The organism is Pseudogulbenkiania sp. AW2-16 (assembly GCF_056824575.1).
The window spans coordinates 1,569,746-1,584,005 of the sequence record NZ_CP157668.1 but is presented as its reverse complement, the minus strand read 5'-3'; the positions used below and the strand labels follow the sequence as shown (position 1 = coordinate 1,584,005).

The window sequence follows — 14,260 nt, the reverse complement described above, 5'->3', positions numbered from 1 at the left end:
TGTCGCAGACCTTCGGAGAACCGCCATGATGCACCCCAACTTTGTGATCCTGTACGTCGACAGCCCCGCCGCGAGCGCCGCGTTCTACGCCGAATTGTTCGACCGTCAGCCCGTCGAGGCCTCCCCCACGTTCGCACTGTTCGCCTTCGCATCCGGCGCCAAGTTCGGGCTGTGGTCGAAACACACCGTGGAGCCCGCCGCCCGCACCGGTGGCGGTGGCACCGAGCTGGCCTTCGCGGTGAGCGGCGATGAGGCCGTCGACGCCCGCCATGCCGAATGGAGCGGGCGCGGACTCGAGATTCTGCAAGCGCCGGTCCGCATGGACTTCGGCTATACCTTCGTCGCCCTCGATCCCGACGGGCACCGGCTGCGCGTGTTCGCCCCGAGCGCACCGTGATGCGCCGCTGCTGGATCGCCGTCGCCTCCGCCGAGCATGTCCGCCGGGGCCGTGCCGAGGGCTTCATGCAGGTGTGCCACGGCAAGGCCGCACCGTTGCGCCGCCTCGGTCCGGGCGATTGGGTGGTCTACTATTCGCCCACCGAGCGCTTCGGCGGCAGCGCCCCGCTCAGGGCATTCACGGCGATCGGCACGGTGCGGGACGGCGAGCCGTATCAGGTGGACATGGGCGACGGCTTTCTGCCGTTCCGGCGCGACGTCCGCTGGCTCGCCGCGCAAGAGGCCCCGATCATGCCGCTGCTCGATCGACTGGCGTTTTCGGCAGGTAAGCGCAACTGGGGCTACCCCTTCCGCTTCGGGCTCGTCGAGCTTGCCGAGCCCGATCTGCGGCTCATCGCGGCGGCGATGGAGGCGGTTTTGCCGGAGTGAATCCCAGAGTGGGGAGCTCGGCATGCCCACCCTTCTTGTGTTGACAGGGTCAGATGGGCGGGAACGAGGCGAAGAACCGGCACAGCTCCCCATCCGGGATTTGTCGATCCGCAAACGAGAAGCTTCCTTGCTCCCTCATCTCGACCGCCGCCTGCCGGATGAGGCCGTACGTCGCTCGCGCCAGACTGCCGCCGATGGTGATTCTCCTGACGCCCAACGCCTCCAACTGGCTGACGGAGAGCGCCGCGCCGGAGAGGCCCATGACGACGGTGAGCGGGCCGTCGATGGCCTGCACCAAGGCCGCGATCACCTCCGGATCGGAGACGCCGGGCACGAACAGGCAGTCGGCTCCCGCCTCGCGGTAGCGGTTGGCGCGCTCCACCGCGGCGGCGAAGGGATCATCGATCCCCGCCAGATAACAGTCGGTCCGCGCCGTGAGCGTAAAGGGCAGGCCCGAAGCATCGGCCGCTTCACGGGCGGCCCGGATGCGCTCGGCGGCCAAGGCGAGGTCGAACAGCGGCGCGCTCGGCTCGCCGGTAAAGTCCTCGATGTTCCCGCCAACGGCCCCCACGGCGATGGCCTGGCGGATGGTCCCGCCGACCTGTTCCGGCTCGACGCCGTAGCCCGCCTCGAGATCGGCGCTGACGGGAAGGTCGACGGCCGCGGCGATCTGGCCGACGCGTTCCAGCATCGCCTCGCGGCTGACCGCCCCGGCGTAGTCGGGCAGCCCCAGGGAAAACGCGATGCCGGCGCTGGTGGTGGCGATGGCGGGAAACCCGAGCGACGAAAGCAGGCGGGCACTGCCGGCATCCCAGGCGTTCGGCATCAGGAAGGCGCCGCTGCGGCGATGCAGTTCCTTGAAAAGCCGGGCCTTGTGGCGTTGATCCATGGGCTTCTCCTCATCGGGCGTCGGCCCGGACACGGTTGGGACAGGGCAAGAGGCGCATGCGGATCGTGCCCCCATGGCGGGGATGACGCGCTCTTCCCTGCGTCGCAGCATGCCACAGCGCACTTCATGACAGAAGAATCCGGTGCCGCCTGCCGACGAGAGCAGATCCCATATCCACCCCGGAAAAACCAAACGGCCCAGACGGGCCGTTTCGGGTCGCAACGTTGGCCGAAGCCTCAGTCCGCCAGCGTCAGCACCACCGGGGTGTGGTCGGACGGGCGCTCCCACTTGCGCGGGGCCTTGTCGATGACGCACTCGGTGGCGCGCGCCTTGAGCGCGTCGCTGATCAGGATGTGGTCGATGCGCAGGCCGAGGTTGCGGCGGAACATCATGGCGCGGTAGTCCCACCAGCTGTACTGCTTCTCGTCCTGGTTGAACAGGCGGAACGAGTCGCTCAGGCCGAGGCCGATGAGGCGGCGGAAGGCGTCGCGCTCGGGCACCGAGCACAGCACCTTGTCCTTCCAAGCTTCCGGGTCGTACACGTCGCGGTCGTCCGGCGCGATGTTGTAGTCGCCCAGCAGCGCGAGGAACGGGTGGCGCGTCAGTTCGTCGGCCACGTAGCGCTCCAGCTCGGCGAGCCAGGCCAGCTTGTACGGGTACTTGGGCGAATCGACCGCCTCGCCGTTGACGAAATAGGCGCAGATCACGCGCACGCCGCCGACGGTGGCGGCAATGACGCGGCGCTGCTCGTCGTCGTAGCCGGGAATGCCCGGCACCACGTCGTCCAGGCTGTGGCCGTCGCGCACCAGGATGGCGACGCCGTTGTAGGTCTTCTGGCCCAGCCAGGCGGCGCGGTAGCCGGCGGCCTCGATCTCGGCCAGCGGGAAGGCGTCCTGGTCCATCTTCAGTTCCTGCAGGCACAGCACGTCGACCGGGGTCTCGGCCAGCCACTGCAGCACCTGCGGCAGGCGCACTTTGAGCGAGTTAACGTTCCAGGTGGCTAAACGCATCGGCAAGGTGTTCTCCAGTCAATCATCGGGAGGGCAAAGGTAACCGCTGGCACGGGCTTCGGCCAACCTTTTTGGCACGGACCTAGCCCTTGCAGCTCTGGAACAGGTCCAGCTTGGCGTCGTAGACCTGGGTCTGCACCCCCAGCACCCCCAGCACCGAGTGGAACAGGTTGTCCTGCGACCAGGCCTGGTCCTTCTTCGCCGCCAGGCAGCGGGCGTTGACGCCCAGTTCCTTCTGGAAGCCGTCGGAGAACCACATCACTGCCGGGATGTGCTTCTGCGCCTCAGGGGCGAACAGGTAGGGCATGCCGTGCAGGTAGACGTTGTTCTCACCCAGCGATTCGCCGTGGTCGGAGAGGTAGATCATGCCGCTGTTGACCCCAGCGTCGGCACGCAGCAAGTCGATCAGGCCGGACAGCACGTGGTCGGTGTAGCGGATGGTGTTGTCGAAGCCGTTGACGATGTCCTGCTGGCTGCACTGGCTCAGCTCGCTGGTGCGGCACACCGGGGTGAACTGCTCGAAGCTCTTGGGGTAGCGCTTGTAGTAGGCCGGGCCGTGGCTGCCCTTCTGGTGCAGCACGATCACGCTGTCGTGCTGCAGGTTCTGCAGGCGCTCCTTGAGGCCGTCGAGCAGCACGTCATCGTAGCACTCGCCGTCGTCGCACAAGCCCGGCGTCTTGAGGTTGGACAGGTCTTCGTAGGCGACGCGGTTGCACACGCCCTTGCAGCCGGAATTGTTGTCGCGCCACAGGATGTCGAAGCCGGCGTGCTTGAGCACGTCGAGCAGGTTCTCACGCTTGGAGGCGGCGTCGCCGGAATACTTTTCACGCCCCATGCCGGAGAACATGCACGGCACCGACACCGCGGTTTCGGTACCGCAGGAATGCACGTTGGTGAAATTCAGCAGCCCGGCCTGCTTGGCAAGCTGCGGGTTGGTATCGCGCGGGTAGCCGTTGAGCGCGAAGTGGTCGGCGCGCGCGGTCTCGCCCACCACCACCACCAGCACCGTCTTGCGCTGATGCGCGGCCCAGGACGGCGCCTTCTTGGCGTCGGTGCCGAGCGGCGTCACCACCACGGGGCCGCTGTCGGCGACGTGGTGCAGGTAGCTATTGGTGGCCTGGATGTAGTTGCTCGGCGTGACGATCAGGCGCAGCTGGCGGTTGTTGCGGAACAGCGAGGCGAAATCCTGGTAGGCGAAGAACACCACCCCCAGCAGCACCGCCACGCTCACCAGCAGCGTCACCAGCCGCACCCCCAGCTCGCGCAGCGGCGGGCGGTAGGCGATCGGGGTCTTCCACAGCCACAGCGCCGGCAGCACGCCCAGCCCGAGCGCGAACAGGCCCATCTTGACGGTGAGCAGGTCGCGCGTTTCCGCCGGATCGGTCTGGAACACGTTCTGGATCATGTGCATGTCGACCATGATGCCGTACTGGTTCATGAAGTACGTGACGAAGGCCGTGCACACCAGCAGCAGCGTCATCACCGGCTTGAACACGTAGGGCCAGGCCAGGAGCGCCAGCACCAGGTTGAAGAACGCCAGCAGCAACACGAAGGCTTCCGCCAGCAGCACCGGGCCGTGCCCGCCCAGGCCGGCGGTGATGCGGCCCATCTCGTGCCAGAACGGCACGTTGTAGAACACGATCAGCGCCAGCGAAAGCAACAGCGTCATGCGCTCGGGGCGCAGGGGTCGAAACAGGAACATGCGATCTTTATTCAGCAAGTAGAGGAATCGTAGGGTGCCCGGGGCACCCGGAAAGCCGCCATACTAACGCACCTCGGCCGTCTTGGTACAAATACCCCCTATTTATCAGGGGGATGGCGTGTACGATCGCCACAAAAAAGCCCCCGCCACGACGGGGGCCAACGAGACACGCCAACCCTGTCCGCAGACAGGGCCAGGGTCTGGTCGCTTGCTGCTCCGGTTGCCCTGAGAGCCTAGCTTAGAGTCGGCCGCGGCGCGGCGGTTCCGGGGCCGGGCGCACGGAACGGCGGCGGGAGCCGTGCCGCGACCAGGACAGCCGCCGCCGCGCGGCGGACGAAATAAACGAGGGCGCGTACGCCCTCGCCTGATCATGCCCTCAGCGGGCGTCGGTGTACGTCAGACCGGCGCGATCTCGACCATGCCGGAATGGCGCAGCAGCGCGTCGATCTGCGGGTCGCGGCCGCGGAAGGCGCGGAACGACTCCAGCGCCGGACGCGAACCGCCCACGGCGAGGATTTCGTTCCAGAAGCGGCGCCCGGTGTCCGGGTTGGCGCCGCCCGCCTCCTCGAACGCGGCGTAGGCGTCGGCCGACAGCACCTCCGCCCACTTGTAGCTGTAGTAGCCCGCCGCGTAGCCGCCGGCGAAGATGTGGCCGAAGCTGTTGGGGAAGCGGTTGTATTCCGGCGGGAAGTTCACCGCCACCTCCTCGCGCACCTTGCCGAGCAGTTCCAGCCAGTTGCCGTGCTCGGCGTCGAAGGCGGTGTAGAGCAGCATGTCGAACAACGCGAACTCGAGCTGGCGCACGGTCTGCATGCCGCTCTGGAAGTTCTTGGCGGCGAGCATCTTGTCGAACAGCTCACGCGGCAGCGGCGCACCGGTCTCGACGTGGGCGGTCATGCCCTGCAGCACGTCCCATTCCCAGCAGAAGTTTTCCATGAACTGCGAAGGCAGTTCCACCGCGTCCCACTCCACGCCGTTGATGCCGGCCACGCCCAGCTCGTCCACCTGGGTCAGCATGTGATGCAGGCCATGGCCGAACTCGTGGAATAGCGTGGTGACCTCGTCGTGGGTGAACAGCGCCGGCTTATCGCCGACCGGGCGGCTGAAGTTGCAGGTGAGGTAGGCCACCGGGGTCTGCAGTGCGCCGTGGCGCACGCGGCGGCCGCGCGCGTCGTCCATCCAGGCGCCGGAGCGCTTGCCTTCACGCGCGTAGAGGTCGAAGTAGAAGCTGCCGACCACGGCGCCGTCCTTGACGATGTCGAAGAAGCGCACGTCCTTGTGCCAGGTCGGCGCCCGGCTTTCCTGCACCGTCACCCCGTACAGCGTGTCGACCACGCCGAACAGCCCGGCCAGCACGCGCTGTTCCGGGAAATACTGCTTCACTTCCTGGTCGGAGAAGGCGTAACGCGCCACGCGCAGCTTCTCGGCGACGTAGGCGAGGTCCCAGGCCTCCAGCGTCTCCATCCCCAATTGCTCGCGCGCGAAGGCCTCCAGCTCGACGCGGTCGCGCAGCGCGAACGGCTTGGCGCGCTGCGCCGGGTCGCGCAGGAACGCCACCACCTGCTCCGGGGTCTCGGCCATCTTGGTGGCCAGCGACAGCTCGCCGAAGCTGGCGAAGCCCAGGAGCTGCGCCTCTTCGCGCGCCAGTTGCAGCTTCTCGCGGATCACCGGGGTGTTGTCGAGCTCGGCCGGGCCGAACTCGGAGGCGCGCATCACGTAGGCGTCGTAAAGCTGGCGGCGCAGCTCGCGGTTGTCGGCGTACTGCATCACCGGCAGATAGCAGGGGAACTGCAGGTTGAGCTTGTAGCCTTCTTCGCCCTCGGCCTTGGCCATCTCGGCCAGCATCGCGATCACATCTTCCGGCAGGCCGGAGAGCTCGGCCTTGTCGGCCACCCGCAGGCTGAAGGCGTCGGTAGCGTCGAGCACGTGCTGCTCGAACTGCGCCGACAGCTCGGCGAGGCGGGTCTGGATCGCGGCGAAGCGGGTTTTCTCGGCCTCCGGCAGCTCGGCGCCGGAGAGGCGGAAGTCGCGCAGGTCGTTGGCGATGATCTTCTTCTTGGCGGCGTTGTAGCCGGCGTACTCCGGTTGTTCGGCCAAGGCCTTGAAGCGCGCGAACAGCGCCAGGTTCTGCCCCAGTTCGGTCCAGAACGCCGACACCGCCGGGATGTTGGCGTTGTAGGCTTCGCGCAGTTCCGGCGTGTTGACCACGGCGTTGAGGTGGCCCACCACGCCCCAGGCGCGCGACAGTTTCTCGGTGGCGTCGGTCAGCGGTTCGACGAAGTTGTCCCAGCTCGGCGCGGCGCTCTGAGCCGTGAGCCGCGCCACGGCGGCGCGCGCGTCGGCCAGCAGTTGTTCGACGGCCGGGGTAATGTGGGCGGGGGTGATCTCGGCAAAGCGCGGCAGACCGGAGAGATCAAGCAGCGGATTCTGGCTCATGGGCGTGGCATCCTTGGACGGTTCGGCTGATGGACTCCTCGACAACGCCTCCGCCGTGCCGGCCGGCAACGCCCTCCACGGACCGTTTCGCCTGTCCCATCAAGGACATGCCATGCCGAAACGGTCCATGCGCGCCGGATCGTGCACGGAAGCTGAGGTTTTGCGAGGAGCCCCTGTATCATAATGATGGTTTTTAGATGAGGACGTTCCGATGAATCGCAATATCCGCCGCTACGACGGCCACACCCCGCAGGTTCCCGCTTCCTGTTTCGTCGACCCCTCCGCCGTGGTGATCGGCGAGGTGACGCTGGGCGAACGCGCCTCGGTCTGGCCGTGCGCGGTGATCCGCGGCGACGTCAACAGCATCCATATTGGCGAGGGCAGCAACGTGCAGGACTTCGCCATGCTGCACGTCAGCCACAAGCGCGACGAGGACCCGCTGGGCGCGCCGCTGGTGATCGGCGACAACGTCACCATCGGCCACCACGTCACGCTGCACGGCTGCACCATCGGCGACGAAGTACTGGTGGGCATCGGCAGCACCGTGCTCGACCGCGCGGTGATCCAGCACCAGGTGATGATCGGCGCCGGCAGCCTGGTGCCGCCGGGCAAGGTGCTGGAGTCGGGCCATCTCTACTTGGGCAACCCGGTGAAGCAGGTGCGCCGCCTCACCGACAAGGAAATCGCCTTCCTGAAGTACTCCGCCGAGCACTACCAGCGCCTGGCGCTGAAACACCAGCAGGCGCTGGACGAGGCCGACGGCGCCACGGGCTAGGGCCTGTTCAGGATCTGTCGCGAGCGGCCCTCAGCGGGGTGAAGAGCAGCACAGGAACCGGAATGTACCAGTAGTACATGAGGATTTCGCGCAACGAATGAACCCCGATCAGGGATCGCGCAGCAAGATCATGAATAGGTTCTAACGCGCACTGTAGCTGATGCCGTTGGGGCCGTCCCCGACGGGATGGGTGGCCACTACCTTCCGGCTGGCGGTGTCGATCACCGAGAAGGTGCCGTCCTCGAGATGGCTGACGAAGGCGTAGCCGCCGTCCTGGCTCATGGCCACGCCGTGCGCCCCGCGCCCGACCTGGATGGTGGCGAGGAGCCGGCGCGTGGCCGGGTCGATCACCGACACCCGGTTGTCCGGGGACTCCGCCGTGCCCTGGTTGGCGACGTAGAGCTGGCGCCCGTCGGGTGTGGCGAACAGCTGCACCGGCAGGCGGCCGACCGCGACCTTGCCGAGCAGCCGGCGCTGCGCCCGGTCGATCACGCCCACCTTGTTTTCCGCACTGAGCGAGACGTAGACCTGCTTCCCATCCGGGGCAAAGCCGACCTGCACCGGGGCGTGTCCGACCGCGATACGCGCCGTCTCTTCCTGCTTGGCGACGTCGATCACCGACACGCTGTCGTCCTTCATGTTGGCGACGTACAGCTCCTTGCCGTCCGGGCTCAGGCGCAGGCCGTGCGGGTAGCGCCCGGTCGGGATCGCGCCAACCCGGGCGCGGCTGGCGAGGTCGAACACCAGCACGGCGTTGGCGCCGGAATCGCTGACGAAGGCGAGCCGGCCCGCCGCGTCGCTCACCACGTGCGCCGGGTGGCTGCCGGCCGGCAGCACGAAGGCCGGGCGCTCCAGATCGGCGGTATCGAACACCAGCAGCTGGCCGGCGTCGCCCGCCGCGGCGTGATGGCCGGCGTGGGCGCTCATGCCCACCGCGAGCAGCCATTGCCCGTCGGGCGTGACCTGCACGTTGTGCGGCGCGATGTCGAGCGCAACGGTGCGGGTGGCGCCGTCGGCCAGGTGCACCGCGCTGATCGAGCCGCCGCGTTCGTTGGCGGTGAACACGGTGCCGCTCGGCGCGGCACGGCTGATGACGCTGGCCAGCAGCAGCGCGCCGGCCAGCAGGGTGAATCGGGGGAAAAGCATGCTTGAGACTCCGGCAAGACGGTGAAGGAACAAGGGCCAGGCAGGGGCCTGCCACGGCAGACCCCTGCCCGGCTGCCGCAGCAGCGGCGAGCAACTCCGGATGGATTACGGCCGCGGCGGCATGCGCGCGTTCTCGCGGTCCATCATCATCTGCATCATCATCTGCATCATGTCCATGCGCTTCATCATCATGGTGTTGCCCGTCTGATCGCCCATCATGCCCATGCCGCCGCGCGGCCCCATCATGCCGCCCATGTCCTTCATCATGCCCATGCCCTCCTGCATCAGCTTGGCCTGCTCATCCATCAGCTTCTGGCGTTCCTCGGGCGTCTTGGCGGCCAGCATGCGCTCGTGCATGTCCTGCATCCGCTTCATGTGCTCGTCCATCAGGCGGAACGACGGCCCCTGGGCCGCCGGGGGCTTGGGGGCGTCGGGCGCTTTGGCCGCCAGCAGGATACGCGGGCTCGCCGCCGGCGCGGCGTCGGCCGGATGGTGGGTTTCGTTGGCCCAGGCGGTGCCGGCCACGAGCGGCAGGAGGGTCGAGGCGGCAACGACAATGATCTTCTTCATGGTGTGACTCCTGAGTGATGTCGGGGAAACAGCAGGGCTTGCGCACCGTGACCGGCCCGGACGGATCGGACGGCCGTGCGCCTCCCGGCCCTGGGGCGGGAAGGACGGTGAAACGGCAGGCTAGTTATTGAAGCGGTGGAAACGGATGGTTGGCGGTGGATCGCCGACGATGGTGACCTGGGCATCGGCAAGGCGCCGGGCGGGCATCGCCAGCGGCAGGCTGGCAAGGCGCATCACGCTACACAGCACCAGGATCAGCATGCCGAGCTGGAAGAGATCGGAGGCTGGCGGCTTCAGCACACCGCCGAGGCTGTCCTCGCAGTGCTTGGCACAGGCCACGCGTGCGCCGGCGTCCGGGGCGGCAGGAACGGCAAGCTGGGCATGGTGCGGGTGCGCCGTCGCCAGCTGCGGCATCACCGCGTTGGCCGGCCACGCCGGCTGCGGGGTGAAACACTCGCCCAGCATGCCCGCCGAGAGCGAAAACAGCCATAGCGCGGCCAGCAGGCCGCACAGCAGGAGCAGGTGTTTTCGCAGGAAGGGCATGTCGTCGCCTTGGCGGAGGACTGTTTTCAGCCTAGCAGGCGTGGCGCCGATAATCATTGCGGCAGATCAAGGGGGGACCGCGGGGGCCGTCATGGTCGTGTCATACAGGCACGCTAGACTCAGTCGTCTATCATTGCGGCGCTCCCCCATGACCCTCGTGAAACGCTTGTGGCTGACGGTGCTGTTCAGTGTCGCCAGCCTGATCCTGGTGCTGGCGCTGGCCGGCTACCAGCTCACCTCCCTGACCCGCCAGTTCGAGCACTACCGCGAACGCCGGGCGCTTTCGGCCAACCTCAACGAACTGAAGGCCGCGGTGCTGTCGCTGGCACGCGCCGACCCGCTGCTGCCGGACACCCCGCAGCGCCTGGCCGGCATCGAGGCCAGCGTGTCACGCTTGCGCCAGCGCATCGTCCCCGCCCTGCCTGCCGCCCAGCGCCAGGCCGTCGGCGCGGCGCTGGACAAGCACTGGGGCGAATTCGCCAAGAACCTGAAGAACGCCATAACCATCGCCGAGACCGCGCCGCAGGACGCACTGTCGATCCCCGAGCAGGCCTACCAGCTGCATATCGTGCCGCTGGTCGAGCTGATCGACGCCCGCTTGCAAGGCGAGCAGCAGGCACTCACCGGGGAAGAGGCGCGCATGCAGAATGCGCTGGGCGAACTGGCGATCATGGTGCTGGGGCCGATGGCGCTGGCGAGTGCTCTGGTGGTGCTGATCCAGCTGGCGCTGGCACGCCACCTCAAGCGCCAGCTCGGCGCCATGTCACAGGCGGCCGACCGCCTCGGCGAAGGCGACCTCGGGGTGCGCCTGCCGGCGCACGGCAAGGACGAGCTGGCGCAGGCATCGGCCCGCATCAACCGTTTTCTCGACCAGCTCGGCAAACTGATCCGGGCGGTGCACGACAATGCCCAAAGCGGTGAGCGGCACAGCCGCCGAGGTGCGGCTGCTGACCGTGCAGGTGGAAGAGGAAACCCGGCTGCAGGCCGCCAAGAGCGAGGACAGCCGGCTCGCGGTGGGGCTGATCGCCGAGGCTTCGGCCAACATCGCGCGCCACGTCAGCCACGCCGGCCTCGGCACCCAGGACGCCGCCAGCCGCACCGAGGACGCGCGCCGCGTCGGCGCCGCCAGCGCCGAGGCCATGGCCCTGCTGGCCGAGCGCATCCAGCACGCGCTGGCCGACATGCAGGCGCTGCGCCAGTCGATCGGCGACATTTCTCAGATCAGCACGCTGATCCGCGACATCGCCGAGCAGACCAACCTGCTGGCGCTCAATGCCGCCATCGAAGCGGCGCGCGCCGGCGAGGCCGGACGCGGCTTCGCCGTGGTGGCGGATGAAGTGCGCAAGCTGTCGGAACGCACCTCGGACGCCACCACACGCATCTTCACCACGCTGCAGCAGGTCGAGAGGGCCACCCACACCCTGCAGCAGACCATGGACGAGGCGCGCGGCGCCAGCGCCGAGAACACCGCGGCGCAGCAGACGCTGGGCAGCGCCCTGCTCGCCGTCGACCGAGGCGCTCGCCGAGGTCAACCAGCTGATGAACGACATCGGCCAGGCCACCGAGGAACAGGGTCAGACCAGCCAGCAGATCCGCCAATCGGGCCAGGAAGTGGCCGAGCTCGCCGCCGGCATCAACCGCCAGATGCAGGAAATCACTCCGGCCATGGAGCAACTCTCCGGCGCCGCGCGGGAACTCAACCAGAACCTGGCCTGGTTCCGCCTGGACGGACGGGCGGACACGCCCCAGCCGGACGCCACCCTGGCGACGGCGCAACCGGCCTACCTGGCCGGCTGAAACGACGGCGGCAACGAAAAAACGGGGCGAATCATCGCCCCGTTTTGCATGCTGCCTCGAACCGGCTTACAGCGCGGCCAGCGCCGCGTCGTAGTTGGGCTCGCTGCCGATCTCGGCCACCAGTTCGCTGTGCAGCACGGCGTTGTTCTCGTCCAGCACCACCACCGCGCGCGCGGTCAGGCCGGCGAGCGGGCCGCTGGCCAGCTTCACGCCCAGTGCCTCGGCGAATTCCGGATGGCGGAAGGTGGACAGGGTGGTGACGTTGTCGATGCCTTCGGCGCCGCAGAAGCGCTTCTGCGCGAACGGCAGGTCGGCCGAGATGCACAGCACCACGGTGTTGTCGCGGCCGGCGGCCTTCTCATTGAACTTGCGCACCGAGGTGGCGCAGGTCGGGGTGTCGATGCTCGGGAAGATGTTGAGGATTTTCTTCTTGCCGGCAAAGGAAGCCGAGGCTGACTTCGGACAGGTCGGCCGCGGTCAGGGTGAAGTCGGCGGCGCTGCCGCCTTGGACCGGGAGTTGGCCGGCGACGTCGACCGGGTTGCCGCGCAGGGTTACGGTTGCCATGGTGTGCATCCTCGAGAGTGGGTGGACGAATCCCGTAAGTGTGGGGGAACACGCCAGGATTTCAACCCCGCCGGCAACAGGGTCGGCGCCGCGGTCGGGCGTAAATAGCCTATTTTCCGGATGGAAAATCCCTGCTCAAGCTGGCATACTCCCGCCCCTTTCACTGGGTATGGGGATGATTTCGATCATTTTCATGACACCCGGCTGTACATATCGTTACAGAACTCAGGACGGCGCCGCTCTACAGTGCCGGACTTTCATCCAAGGCAGACCTACAAGAAACCGGCCACGATCCGGGCGCATGACGGAGCCGTACCACGGCCCCTTCCCAACACACAGACAGGAGAGTCTTCCCTTGAATCACCAGCATTCCCGCCATATCGGCCCGATCGCCCTGATGCTGACCGGCCTCGGCTCCATCATCGGCTCCGGCTGGCTGTTCGGTGCCGCGCACGCGGCGCAGATCGCCGGGCCGGCCGCCATCGTGGCCTGGCTCGTCGGCATGGTCATCATTCTGTCGATCGCCCTGAGCTACGCCGAACTGGGGGCGATGTTCCCGGAATCCGGCGGCATGGTGCGCTACGCGCGCTATTCGCACGGCTCGCTGCTCGGCTTCATCGCCGCCTGGGCCAACTGGATCGCCATCGTCGCGGTGATCCCGATCGAGGCCGAGGCCTCGGTGCAGTACATGAGCTCGTGGCCGTGGCCGTGGGCGCAGGCGCTGTACCAGCACGGCGAGCTGAATCCGACCGGCCTCGGCATCGCCGCGGTGCTGGTGGTGGTGTACTTCCTGCTCAACTACTGGGGGGTGAAGCTGTTCGCCAAGGCCAACAGCGCCATCACCGTGTTCAAGCTGGTGGTGCCGGCGCTCACCGCGCTGGCGCTGATCGGCAGCGGCTTTCACAGCGGCAACCTGGGCAGCGCCACGCCGGGCGGCTTCGCCCCGTTCGGCTGGGCCAGCGTGATGACGGCGGTGGCCACCAGCGGCATCGTGTTCAGCTTCAACGGCTTCCAGAGCCCGATCAACCTGGCCGGCGAGGCGCGCAATCCGGGCAAGAGCATCCCCTTCGGCGTGATCGGCTCGATCCTGCTGGCGGCGGTGATCTACGTGCTCTTGCAGGTCGCCTTCCTCGGCGCGCTGACCCCGGCCGACCTGGCGCACGGCTGGCAGGGCATCGACTTCAGCTCGCCGTTCGCGCAGCTGGCACTGGCGTTCGGCCTGAACTGGCTGGTGATGACGCTCTACTTCGACGCCTTCGTCAGCCCGAGCGGCACCGGCGCCACCTACATGGCCACCACCTCGCGCATGATCTACGGCATGCAGAAGAACGGCACCATGCCGGCGCTGTTCGGCCACATCCACCCGCTCTACCGCATCCCGCGCGCGGCGATGTGGTTCAACCTGGCGGTGTCGTTCGTGTTCCTGTTCTTCTTCCGCGGCTGGGGCACGCTGGCGGCGGTGATCTCGGTGGCCACGGTGATCTCCTACCTCACCGGCCCGATCAGCGCGGCCTCGCTGCGCCGCGCCGCGCCGGACCTGCCGCGCCCGCTGCGCCTGGCCGGCCTGAACCTGATCGCGCCGTTCGCCTTCGTCTGCGCCTCGCTGGTGCTGTACTGGGCGCGCTGGCCGCTGACCGGCCAGATCATCTTCCTGATCGTGGCGGCGCTGCCGGTGTACTTCTGGTACCAGGCCAAGGCCGGCTGGCCGGACTTCGGCCGTGAGGTGAAGGGCGCGCTGTGGATGGTGCTGTACCTGCCGGCGCTGGCGCTGCTGTCCTACGTCGGCAGCACCGACTTCGGCGGCATCGGCCTGCTGCCGTACGGCGTGGACATGGCGGTGGTGGCGCTGATGGCGCTGGGCTTCTACGCCTGGGGCGTGAACAGCGGCTGGCGCACCCGCTACCTGGAGCAGGAGCATGACGCCGCCGCCGTGGCGGCGATGCACGAAGCGTCGCAGGAAAGCAAACGCGCCGGCCGCCTGGCCGGGCAGAGCGCCTGATCT

Annotated in this window: 12 protein-coding genes and 3 pseudogenes; 7 read left to right on the top strand and 8 right to left on the bottom strand. The window is 67.7% G+C overall.

From position 1 onward, the window contains the following. Positions 1-25 precede the first annotated feature (25 nt). Together ABKF58_RS07640 and ABKF58_RS07635 are read left to right on the top strand one after the other, a co-directional pair. The gene (locus tag ABKF58_RS07640; RefSeq protein ID WP_482584026.1) at positions 26-397 is read left to right on the top strand and encodes a VOC family protein; all 372 of its coding nucleotides are present in this window, start codon (positions 26-28) and stop codon (positions 395-397) included. Further along, positions 397-825 carry an EVE domain-containing protein gene (locus ABKF58_RS07635; RefSeq protein ID WP_482584025.1) on the top strand — a complete coding sequence of 143 codons (429 nt, stop codon included), beginning with the start codon at positions 397-399 and terminating at the stop codon, positions 823-825. Before ABKF58_RS07640 ends, ABKF58_RS07635 begins: the two co-directional genes overlap by 1 nt. A gap of 49 nt (positions 826-874) precedes the next feature. On the opposite strand, the gene ABKF58_RS07630 is transcribed toward ABKF58_RS07635, so the two are convergent. The 4 genes from ABKF58_RS07630 to ABKF58_RS07615 form a co-directional block, all read right to left on the bottom strand. After that, positions 875-1,714, bottom strand: a complete 840-nt coding sequence (locus tag ABKF58_RS07630) for an isocitrate lyase/PEP mutase family protein (RefSeq protein WP_482584024.1) — start codon at positions 1,712-1,714, stop codon at positions 875-877. A 236-nt stretch (positions 1,715-1,950) separates the two neighbouring features. Beyond that, entirely contained in the window at positions 1,951-2,724 is a 774-nt protein-coding gene (gene xth / locus ABKF58_RS07625) for an exodeoxyribonuclease III (RefSeq protein ID WP_482584023.1), read from the bottom strand. An 82-nt stretch (positions 2,725-2,806) separates the two neighbouring features. After that, positions 2,807-4,444, bottom strand: coding sequence for a phosphoethanolamine transferase (locus tag ABKF58_RS07620; protein ID WP_482584022.1), 1,638 nt, complete (start codon positions 4,442-4,444; stop codon positions 2,807-2,809). 378 nt (positions 4,445-4,822) lie between these two features. Continuing rightward, positions 4,823-6,862 carry a M3 family metallopeptidase gene (locus tag ABKF58_RS07615; protein WP_482584021.1) on the bottom strand — a complete coding sequence of 680 codons (2,040 nt, stop codon included), beginning with the start codon at positions 6,860-6,862 and terminating at the stop codon, positions 4,823-4,825. 211 nt (positions 6,863-7,073) lie between these two features. On the opposite strand from ABKF58_RS07615, the gene ABKF58_RS07610 reads away from it, so the two are divergent. Next, positions 7,074-7,637, top strand: coding sequence for a gamma carbonic anhydrase family protein (locus ABKF58_RS07610; RefSeq protein ID WP_482584020.1), 564 nt, complete (start codon positions 7,074-7,076; stop codon positions 7,635-7,637). A gap of 141 nt (positions 7,638-7,778) precedes the next feature. Here the strand turns inward: ABKF58_RS07610 and ABKF58_RS07605 are convergent, their stop codons facing one another. From ABKF58_RS07605 to ABKF58_RS07595, 3 genes are all read right to left on the bottom strand, one after another. Next, positions 7,779-8,783, bottom strand: coding sequence for a YVTN family beta-propeller repeat protein (locus tag ABKF58_RS07605; protein ID WP_482584019.1), 1,005 nt, complete (start codon positions 8,781-8,783; stop codon positions 7,779-7,781). 105 nt (positions 8,784-8,888) lie between these two features. Further along, positions 8,889-9,353, bottom strand: coding sequence for a hypothetical protein (locus ABKF58_RS07600; protein ID WP_014088488.1), 465 nt, complete (start codon positions 9,351-9,353; stop codon positions 8,889-8,891). Between the two features lie 120 nt (positions 9,354-9,473). Next, positions 9,474-9,896 (bottom strand): hypothetical protein, encoded by a 423-nt coding sequence (locus ABKF58_RS07595; protein WP_482584018.1) that lies wholly within the window; start codon positions 9,894-9,896, stop codon positions 9,474-9,476. Here ABKF58_RS07595 and ABKF58_RS07590 point away from each other — a divergent pair. From ABKF58_RS07590 to ABKF58_RS07580, 3 genes and pseudogenes are all read left to right on the top strand, one after another. Beyond that, positions 9,817-10,713 (top strand): annotated as a pseudogene (locus ABKF58_RS07590) (methyl-accepting chemotaxis protein); the annotation flags it as partial. The gene ABKF58_RS07595 and the pseudogene ABKF58_RS07590 sit on opposite strands and share 80 nt — an antisense overlap. A gap of 394 nt (positions 10,714-11,107) precedes the next feature. After that, positions 11,108-11,323 (top strand): annotated as a pseudogene (locus ABKF58_RS07585) (methyl-accepting chemotaxis protein); the annotation flags it as partial. Positions 11,324-11,435: 112 nt separating this feature from the next. Beyond that, positions 11,436-11,693, top strand: a complete 258-nt coding sequence (locus ABKF58_RS07580) for a hypothetical protein (RefSeq protein ID WP_482584017.1) — start codon at positions 11,436-11,438, stop codon at positions 11,691-11,693. Positions 11,694-11,759: 66 nt separating this feature from the next. Here the strand turns inward: ABKF58_RS07580 and tpx are convergent. Further along, positions 11,760-12,258: pseudogene (tpx, locus tag ABKF58_RS07575) on the bottom strand (thiol peroxidase). Between the two features lie 355 nt (positions 12,259-12,613). Between tpx and ABKF58_RS07570 the strand changes: the two are divergent. Continuing rightward, the gene (locus tag ABKF58_RS07570; RefSeq protein WP_014088492.1) at positions 12,614-14,257 is read left to right on the top strand and encodes an APC family permease; all 1,644 of its coding nucleotides are present in this window, start codon (positions 12,614-12,616) and stop codon (positions 14,255-14,257) included. Positions 14,258-14,260 lie beyond the last annotated feature (3 nt).

Excerpts from the sequence above, each read along its gene's own strand:
- ABKF58_RS07615 (WP_482584021.1), bottom strand. The coding sequence starts at position 6,862 with ATGAGCCAGAATCCGCTGCTTGATCTCTCCGGTCTGCCGCGCTTTGCC.
- xth (WP_482584023.1), bottom strand. The coding sequence starts at position 2,724 with ATGCGTTTAGCCACCTGGAACGTTAACTCGCTCAAAGTGCGCCTGCCG.
- ABKF58_RS07640 (WP_482584026.1), top strand. The coding sequence starts at position 26 with ATGATGCACCCCAACTTTGTGATCCTGTACGTCGACAGCCCCGCCGCG.
- ABKF58_RS07635 (WP_482584025.1), top strand. The coding sequence starts at position 397 with ATGCGCCGCTGCTGGATCGCCGTCGCCTCCGCCGAGCATGTCCGCCGG.
- ABKF58_RS07600 (WP_014088488.1), bottom strand. The coding sequence starts at position 9,353 with ATGAAGAAGATCATTGTCGTTGCCGCCTCGACCCTCCTGCCGCTCGTG.
- ABKF58_RS07595 (WP_482584018.1), bottom strand. The coding sequence starts at position 9,896 with ATGCCCTTCCTGCGAAAACACCTGCTCCTGCTGTGCGGCCTGCTGGCC.
- ABKF58_RS07630 (WP_482584024.1), bottom strand. The coding sequence starts at position 1,714 with ATGGATCAACGCCACAAGGCCCGGCTTTTCAAGGAACTGCATCGCCGC.
- ABKF58_RS07605 (WP_482584019.1), bottom strand. The coding sequence starts at position 8,783 with ATGCTTTTCCCCCGATTCACCCTGCTGGCCGGCGCGCTGCTGCTGGCC.
- ABKF58_RS07580 (WP_482584017.1), top strand. The coding sequence starts at position 11,436 with ATGAACGACATCGGCCAGGCCACCGAGGAACAGGGTCAGACCAGCCAG.
- ABKF58_RS07610 (WP_482584020.1), top strand. The coding sequence starts at position 7,074 with ATGAATCGCAATATCCGCCGCTACGACGGCCACACCCCGCAGGTTCCC.